Source organism: Oleiphilus sp. HI0080, assembly GCF_001635135.1.
Genome location: NZ_LWFU01000007.1, coordinates 1 through 1,010, shown reverse-complemented (window position 1 = coordinate 1,010; position 1,010 = coordinate 1). Strand labels below are relative to the sequence as shown.

Below are 1,010 nucleotides of genomic sequence, written 5' to 3'. Positions count from 1 at the left end.
GGTAACCTGTTCGCCCGTAGACACGAGCACATCCATTTCACGAGGAGTCGGCTCTTCCATTATATCTGCCGCTAAACCGATCAAACGGTTCGTCTCTCCACTCATCGCCGAAACGACCACAACAATGTCATCGCCTTTTTCACGANACGCTTTAACTTTATCAGCAACCGCTTCGATACGCTCAACCGAGCCTACAGAAGTACCACCGAACTTTTGAACCAACAAGGCCATTGCTAACTATTCCTATACTGCCCGAACAAGGCTATAAATCAAAAAGCGCGCGATTATACCTTACTTGCGACCCATTCTTGAACCCCAGATAATGCGGCATCCAGTTTGTCGATATTCGTGCCCCCGCCTTGCGCCATATCAGGACGACCACCACCTTTTCCATCAACCTTTGCAGCAATCTCTCGCATCAAATCTCCCGCTGGAAACCGTTTCGATATTGACTTGGAAACACCACTTATCAGAGTCACCTTGTCATCCTCAACCGAGGCCAACATCACGACCGCCTCACCAAGCTCATTCTTTAACTTATCAACAGCATCCATTAATCCTTTTCGGTCCATACCGTCGACTTTCTTGGCTAATACCTTGACACCGCTTATCTCGATAGCTGATCCGGCGATCTCACTTCCAGCATCAGCTGCGAGCTTGGACTTTAATTTTTCCAATTCTTTCTCTAGCAGCTTAACTTTATCGAGCTGCTGTTGCGCCTTATCCAAAACATCCTCTTTGGAACATTTCAGCTGAGAAGCGATTGCAGAAACACTCTCAAGATTTGACCTCACATACTCTTCAGCACCAAGCCCTGTAACCGCCTCTATTCTGCGAACGCCCGACGAGATTCCTCCCTCCGAGAGGATAATAAATTGACCGATGTCTCCTGTCCTTTGAACATGGGTTCCTCCGCACAATTCAACAGAAAACGACTTTTGACCCATCGATAGCACACGAACCTCATCTCCGTATTTCTCACCGAACAACGCCATAGCCCCCATGTCTCT

At 47.9% G+C, this 1,010-nt stretch carries 1 protein-coding gene and 1 pseudogene; both read right to left on the bottom strand.

Annotation, left to right across the window (positions count from 1 at the left end):
- Positions 1-231 (bottom strand): annotated as a pseudogene (locus A3751_RS00280) (aspartate kinase); the annotation flags it as partial.
- Positions 232-284: 53 nt separating this feature from the next.
- The coding region (locus tag A3751_RS00275; RefSeq protein ID WP_231876799.1) for a DHHA1 domain-containing protein at positions 285-1,010 on the bottom strand (726 nt) is incomplete at its 5' end.